At 42.5% G+C, this 6,182-nt stretch carries 7 protein-coding genes, 1 tRNA gene and 1 pseudogene; 5 read left to right on the forward strand and 4 right to left on the reverse strand.

What is annotated here, in order from left to right:
* The first annotated feature begins 313 nt into the window (after positions 1-313).
* Entirely contained in the window at positions 314-787 is a 474-nt protein-coding gene (locus IM319_RS12595; protein WP_287735829.1) for a phosphate-starvation-inducible PsiE family protein, read from the forward strand.
* 188 nt (positions 788-975) lie between these two features.
* Here IM319_RS12595 and IM319_RS12600 read toward each other — a convergent pair whose 3' ends face one another.
* Positions 976-1,488, reverse strand: coding sequence for an SH3 domain-containing protein (locus tag IM319_RS12600; protein WP_287735830.1), 513 nt, complete (start codon positions 1,486-1,488; stop codon positions 976-978).
* A 12-nt stretch (positions 1,489-1,500) separates the two neighbouring features.
* Entirely contained in the window at positions 1,501-3,006 is a 1,506-nt protein-coding gene (locus IM319_RS12605) for an AAA family ATPase (protein ID WP_287684452.1), read from the reverse strand.
* Between the two features lie 248 nt (positions 3,007-3,254).
* On the opposite strand from IM319_RS12605, the gene IM319_RS12610 reads away from it, so the two are divergent.
* Positions 3,255-4,211, forward strand: a complete 957-nt coding sequence (locus IM319_RS12610) for a DUF4351 domain-containing protein (protein WP_287735831.1) — start codon at positions 3,255-3,257, stop codon at positions 4,209-4,211.
* Between the two features lie 33 nt (positions 4,212-4,244).
* Positions 4,245-4,748, forward strand: coding sequence for a hypothetical protein (locus IM319_RS12615; RefSeq protein WP_287735832.1), 504 nt, complete (start codon positions 4,245-4,247; stop codon positions 4,746-4,748).
* Between the two features lie 217 nt (positions 4,749-4,965).
* Here the strand turns inward: IM319_RS12615 and IM319_RS12620 are convergent.
* A tRNA-Thr gene (locus tag IM319_RS12620) sits at positions 4,966-5,037 on the reverse strand.
* Positions 5,038-5,096: 59 nt separating this feature from the next.
* On the opposite strand from IM319_RS12620, the gene IM319_RS12625 reads away from it, so the two are divergent.
* Together IM319_RS12625 and IM319_RS12630 are read left to right on the forward strand one after the other, a co-directional pair.
* Positions 5,097-5,351, forward strand: a complete 255-nt coding sequence (locus IM319_RS12625) for a DUF3493 domain-containing protein (protein WP_286825580.1) — start codon at positions 5,097-5,099, stop codon at positions 5,349-5,351.
* Between the two features lie 221 nt (positions 5,352-5,572).
* Positions 5,573-5,866: an RNA recognition motif domain-containing protein gene (locus IM319_RS12630; RefSeq protein ID WP_286825581.1), complete on the forward strand. Its 294-nt coding sequence runs from the start codon at positions 5,573-5,575 to the stop codon at positions 5,864-5,866.
* Between the two features lie 143 nt (positions 5,867-6,009).
* Here the strand turns inward: IM319_RS12630 and IM319_RS12635 are convergent.
* Positions 6,010-6,182: pseudogene (locus IM319_RS12635) on the reverse strand (RNA-guided endonuclease TnpB family protein); the annotation flags it as partial.

Raw genomic sequence — 6,182 nt, forward strand, 5'->3', positions numbered from 1 at the left:
AAATCCTTATCTGGCAAGAGATTTAATTGATTGGTTCGCTCTAGATCAAAAACAGTTGACAAAAATTGCCTAAGATCTTTCTCTATAAGGGTTTCATCCCTTATAACCCCCGTCTATTGCATAACACAAACCGAAGAACCAAAACTCACATCTGATAACTGATGACTTACCCACTGATAACTGATAACTGATAACTGAGAGGTGCAACCCTGGAAGTTCTTAAGTGCTATATTAAAGATCAAGAAAAGCCGTCGTAAAACGACGGGGTTTTAACCCAAATTTTCGATAATTTTTACTTTTTACTTAATTGATCATGCTCAAACAGATACGGAAACTACTTATCAATTTCGGTCAACAATGGCGCGATGAAAATTTCATGAGGTCGATTCATACCATTGAAAACCTAGTTTCTAAGGTTTTATCCGTAGCTTTAATTGTTGTTATTCTTGTTTCTCTTTATGATATGATAGTTATCCTAATCAAAGATTTATTTACTACGGAACCCGTCGGTTTTTTTAGCAAAACTTTAATTGAAATCTTCGGTTTATTTCTCAATATTTTGATCGCCTTAGAGTTATTAGAAAACGTCACTGCTTACTTAAGAAAACACATCGTACAGGTTGAATTAGTCGTAGTTACTGCCCTGATTGCCATCTCTCGAAAAATTATTATTTTTGATCCCAATAAATACAGTAAAGATGATTTAATTGCCCTCACCGTGGGAACCTTAGCTTTAGCGGCAAGTTATTGGTTAATCAGAAAAGTTAATCGCGATAATCGTTCTTGAAGTAGTTATTAAGTACCCAAACAGAATTAATCACACCAAATTCGATTATTAAAGACTGATTATCTATTGCAAGAGTGCCTATTTCCTATCCTGATATGTAGCCTATACTCAACGGATTTAGTATTAACTTTGTCCAATTACTGATTAGGGAAAGGGGTAGATTTAGAAAACCTAACCCTTCCAAATATTTACTCGACTCTGGAAATATTACCCGCTTTAATCCAACCTTCGCGACCATCGGACAGACGTATGCGCTGCCATTGGCCATCGCTGCTGGTTTCCACCACACTGACCTTAGTATTATAATCCAGACCGCCGAGACGAGTCGATTCACTGGTAGGTTCAGAGCGCAGACTTAAACCGCTTTGCCATGTCACCCGCGCTTGATAACCGGACGATGTGGCTTCTCTTTTTCTTGCTTCGGGACTGGGTTTCGGGGAAGCTTTTGGTGCTGGTGCAGCTTTGGGAGACTCCTTCACCTCAGCTTGGGGTTGTTCTTGGACGGGAGTAGTAGGGATGGGTTTAGCAGCTTTTTCCTCCTTAGTTTCCTCTTTTTTCTCCTCGGTAAAGACGGGTTTAGGAGGATTAGAATTCATACCGGAGAGAAGCATATAGGCGACAGCAGTAGCCCCACCGACCAAAATCGCCACTCCCATGACAAAACCGAGCATAAATTGCAATAAACCAGATAAACGCTTCATATTGGTGCTAAATTAACTGCTAGAATTAACATTAAAACGATCATCGCGAGAGGCTAGACGAGCTTTACCGGACTTAGCCCAATCCTGTAGAAATTGAATCTGTTCTTGGGCAGTGCGAGCTAGGGGGATAATCTGACTAGCGGCCTCAAGCACATCATCGGTGCTAAAGTCGCGATTTTGACTAAAACCGATGTGCATCGCTTCCACGATGGTTTGTTCGATTTCTGCCCCCGAAAAATCGGGAGTTTCGTAGGCTAATCGCTTTATATCATAACTTTTCAGGTTATGGGGCCGAACTTTCCCTAAATGAACGCTAAAAATCTCCTCGCGGGACTTTTGGCTAGGTAGTCCGACAAAAAATATCTCATCGAAGCGTCCTTTTCGCAACATTTCCGGGGGCAAAGATTGGATGTTATTAGCTGTAGCGACGACAAAAACCGGCGATTGTTTCTCGGCTAACCAAGTGATAAAAGTCCCGAAAACCCGGCTGGTGGTTCCCCCGTCGCCTTTTCCATCCGCTCCGGCGAAAGCTTTATCGATTTCGTCTATCCACAGCACACAGGGAGCTAAAGCTTCGGCGAGATTAATCATCTGACGGGTACGCGATTCCGATTCTCCCACCAATCCGCCAAATAAACGCCCCACGTCTAGACGCAGTAGGGGTAAGTGCCAATGATGGGAAATAGCTTTCGCTGTCAGGGATTTACCCGTCCCTTGAATTCCCACCAATAGTAAACCCCGGGGATTGGGTAAACCGTAGGCGCGGGCGCGTTCACTAAAAGCACCACCGCGACGAATCAGCCAATCTTTGAGATTATCTAGGCCGCCGATGTCAGAAATCTGTTCTGTGGCGGGATAAAAGTCCAATATCTGGGTTTGACGAATCGATTGGCGTTTTTCTGCCAAAATTAATTCCACGTCCTCTGGCTCAATTTTGCCGTGACTGGCTAAACATTTGGCTAAAACCCGACGAATTCTCTCTAGGGATAATCCTTGGGCAGAAAGCACTAATTCATCGAGGAGTGGTTCTTTGAGGGGTTGTCCGGTGGCAGCGATTAATCGCTGGATTTCCTGTTTAATTTCTTCGCCACTGGGGAGGGGAAAATCGACGACGGTGATTACTTCGGTTAGATCCGAGGGGATAGACAGTTCGGGAGCGACGATAATTAGGTTTTTGGGCTGAGATTTCAGGGAACGGGCCAGATTTCGCAATTTTCTGGCGATGGAAATATCTTCTAGAAAGCGCTGGAAATCGCGTAAAATTATGATTGCGGCGATGTTAGGCGGCAGCTTTTCGACGAATTCAAGAGCTTGGAGGGGATTACGCCGAGCAAAGTTCTCGTTATTGGGATTATCTTGATAACCATCCACGAAATCCCAGACATAGACAGCACGGTTATTGCTCTGTTTGGCAATATCGGCGATCGCTTTTTCGAGACGTTCTTCTTCTAGGGTGGTAACATAGATAAGAGGATAACGGGCCCGCAGCAGTAATTCAAATTCTTCACCAAAGCTCATAGCTATTCGTCTATAGTTTTTGCTATTTATATCGTCATCACAAAATGTAGCAGTTAGCCGTCTATTGGATATTTTAGTACAAATGCTCGGACTTCTTCTCCGCAGCTCCCTGTTCTGGTGTAGTGTTAACGAGTAATTGACCGCTTTTCTCCTAAAGATGAAGTGTAACCTAATTTTGATATCGACGGCCGGCGACCGACTACCCAAAACGAAAACTTCCTACCTCACCATTAGGATAACTGCTATATATGAATAATGTTATTGACCATGATCGTTTATTTAAGGAATTAATTTCGACTTTTTTTGTTGAATTTATTCAGTTGTTTTTCCCTGAGATTATCAATTATTTAGAGCCTAATCAGATCACATTTTTAGACAAAGAAGTCTTTACCGATGTCACGGAAGGAGAAAAGTATGAAAGTGATTTAGTCGCCCAAGTTCAATTTCGAGGACAATCATCATTTTTCTTAATTCATCTAGAAGCACAGTCTAGCTCTCAACCGGAATTTAATCGGCGAATGTTTACTTATTTCGCTCGTCTGCATCAAAAATTTGCCTTACCAGTTTATCCGATTGTCATATTCTCCTATGATCGTCCGCAAAAAGAAGCAATTCGTCAATACAAAATTGAGTTTCCTGACTTAAAAGTGTTAGAATTTAACTATCAAGTTGTCCAGTTAAATCGCTTGAATTGGCGAGATTTTCTCAATCAAGATAATCCCGTCGCCGCCGCTTTGATGGCCAAGATGAAAATTGCCGCTCGGGATAGAGCAAAAGTTAAGGCACAATGTCTAAGATTATTGGTGACATTAAGATTAGATGCTGCTAGAATGCAATTGATTTCAGGCTTTGTCGATACCTATCTCAATCTCAACTCGTCCGAGGAGATAGAATTTCAACAGGAGATTAGCACATTTATTCAACCCGAACAGGAGGGAGTTATGCAGATTACCACCAGTTGGATGCGCCGCGGTTTAGAACAGGGTTTAGAACAGGGTTTAGAACAGGGTTTAGAACGGGGTTTAGCAAGAGAAAGAAATCTAATTGTTCGTCTGATTAAACGTAAGTTAGGAGATATTGATCTGGATATAGAGAGTCGGATTATGACCTTGAATATTGATGATCTGGAACGAGCGGGGGAAGCTTTATTTGATTTTTCGACAGTGGAGGATTTAACTAATTGGTTAAATGCTTTAGATGCTTAGTATTTTTCTCTTAAACTTCACAGAAGGCTGGGTATGAGTATAAGCTTTGAAAATGCTATCCAAGAAACTCAAGATTTACTAAGTCAAATTGAGTTTTTAGATGCCAAGACAATCACTCAGAAATTTACTGAGTTAGTCTCAACAGAAAATGGAGCTAGAGGTTTTTTTGTTACTTACTTAACCAGCGATTTATCCCATAGGGAATATCCTAGTTTAGAAGTAATCACTGCTTTAAAAACTTCCCCGATATTTGTCAATGAATTATTAGTCAAAAATCTGGCTATGTCCACGGCAATGGTCATCTATCATCGCAGTCAAGGAGATAAAGAAAACGCTCAAGGTTCTGAGAAAGTCCAAGAAAAAACTGGTCAACTAATTAAGCAGTTATTATCGCCAGCCTTGGGGGAAAAATTACAACAATTAGCCACCAGTTTAAACACGGGACAAGGAGAATATCAAGCCTTTCTAGAGCGCTGGGGATATGACAATTACCAACGTCAAGCGATCGCAGAAATTATTCAACCTTTTCTTCAGTAACTAGCGAATTTCGGGCCAAAGCTTTGGCCCGAAATAGGGAGCGATCGGTTCGAGCAATTAACTCTTTTACCTCTTGTTTGCTGCTAAAATGGCTTATTTAAGCAAATCCCCAGCAAAGGCGTTAGCCTAGGGGGGTTTTAGCATAGCCGCAACAAAATCAAGGCATTTAACCACTGTACCAGTATTTCTTAGTCAACTTCTAGGAGCTAAAACCCCAAGCCGATGATGGGATTTGAACCCACGACCAATTGATTACGAATCAACTACTCTACCACTGAGCTACATCGGCACATTGCCAATTTCCGATTATATCACGGACAATAGATACAGAGCTAGAAAAATTTTTTTATGAGCAAATCCCCTCGACTCGATCCCCAAAAATACGCGCGCTTGAAAGCGGAAGCAGCCAATCCCTACCGAGGGCTGCGGCAGTTTCTCTATCTCGGTTTAGGTGCTTCTGGTTTTATCGGTGCGGTGGTTTTTCTGGCCCAATTAGCGGCAGCAAGGGACGTAGCCACCGCTTTACCCAATTTTGCCCTACAAACTGGTGTGGTGGCCCTGATGATTTGGTTATTTCGTCGGGAAAAAAAAGCTCAGGGTTGAGGGAGTAGCGACTGATAGCCAAAACGGTCTCTTTCCCCGGAGAATAAAAGTTAACATTAACTCCAGTCTTTTCGTGTTATGATGAGGGGGAGAGTCAAGATTAGTGTTCAAGTTCGTTTTCAGTATTAATCCGGTAAGTCTTTTACTTTAGTATTGTTCGGCTTCTCCCTGAATTTTGTGTCTCCACACCGTTTCGAGTATTGATCGAGGATTCAAGTATTATGTCTATTTTTGTTGGTAATCTCTCTTACGAGATTTCCCAAGAGGATCTAAACGACGTTTTTGCAGAGTATGGCAAGGTTCAAAGGGTTCATATTCCCGTTGACAAAGAGACAGGCCGCAAACGCGGTTTCGCCTTCGTGGAAATGGAAAGTAAAGCCCAGGAAACCGCCGCAATTGAGGCACTGGATGGTGCTGACTGGATGGGACGATCAATTAAAGTTAACCAGGCGCGCGATCGGGAAGAGCGTGCGCCCTTCAATGGTGGTGGTGGTGACAGAAAAAAACGCTATTAAGCTTTTTTTTGTGAATAATTGTGGGAGGGTGGACAGCGTTCACCCTTTTTTGTCGGCAATTGCGATCGCAGATCCGCTCAAAACCAATAGAAATCTAAATGTCTGAGTCTCTCCAAAAGGTAACAATTGACATACTCCCACCGTCAAGCTACGCTGTGACGGGGGATTCTTGACCCATCGCTGTTAGAAATTCCTTGTTCAACGAGACAGCTTAGATTCTCAATGTCTCCATTAAGAATCCAGAGACCGGACTCTCCCAAGGCGTTTGGGTCGGTTTCTGTTTGCCCAACAGTACCGTTGAGATGATTTCCCAAAT

It is taken from the genome of Microcystis sp. M113S1, from assembly GCF_020246945.1.
Lineage (GTDB): Bacteria > Cyanobacteriota > Cyanobacteriia > Cyanobacteriales > Microcystaceae > Microcystis.

Coding starts and splice junctions, on each gene's coding strand:
- IM319_RS12600 (WP_287735830.1), bottom strand. CDS start 1,488: ATGAAGCGTTTATCTGGTTTATTGCAATTTATGCTCGGTTTTGTCATG.
- IM319_RS12595 (WP_287735829.1), top strand. CDS start 314: ATGCTCAAACAGATACGGAAACTACTTATCAATTTCGGTCAACAATGG.
- IM319_RS12615 (WP_287735832.1), top strand. CDS start 4,245: ATGAGTATAAGCTTTGAAAATGCTATCCAAGAAACTCAAGATTTACTA.
- IM319_RS12610 (WP_287735831.1), top strand. CDS start 3,255: ATGAATAATGTTATTGACCATGATCGTTTATTTAAGGAATTAATTTCG.
- IM319_RS12625 (WP_286825580.1), top strand. CDS start 5,097: ATGAGCAAATCCCCTCGACTCGATCCCCAAAAATACGCGCGCTTGAAA.
- IM319_RS12605 (WP_287684452.1), bottom strand. CDS start 3,006: ATGAGCTTTGGTGAAGAATTTGAATTACTGCTGCGGGCCCGTTATCCT.
- IM319_RS12630 (WP_286825581.1), top strand. CDS start 5,573: ATGTCTATTTTTGTTGGTAATCTCTCTTACGAGATTTCCCAAGAGGAT.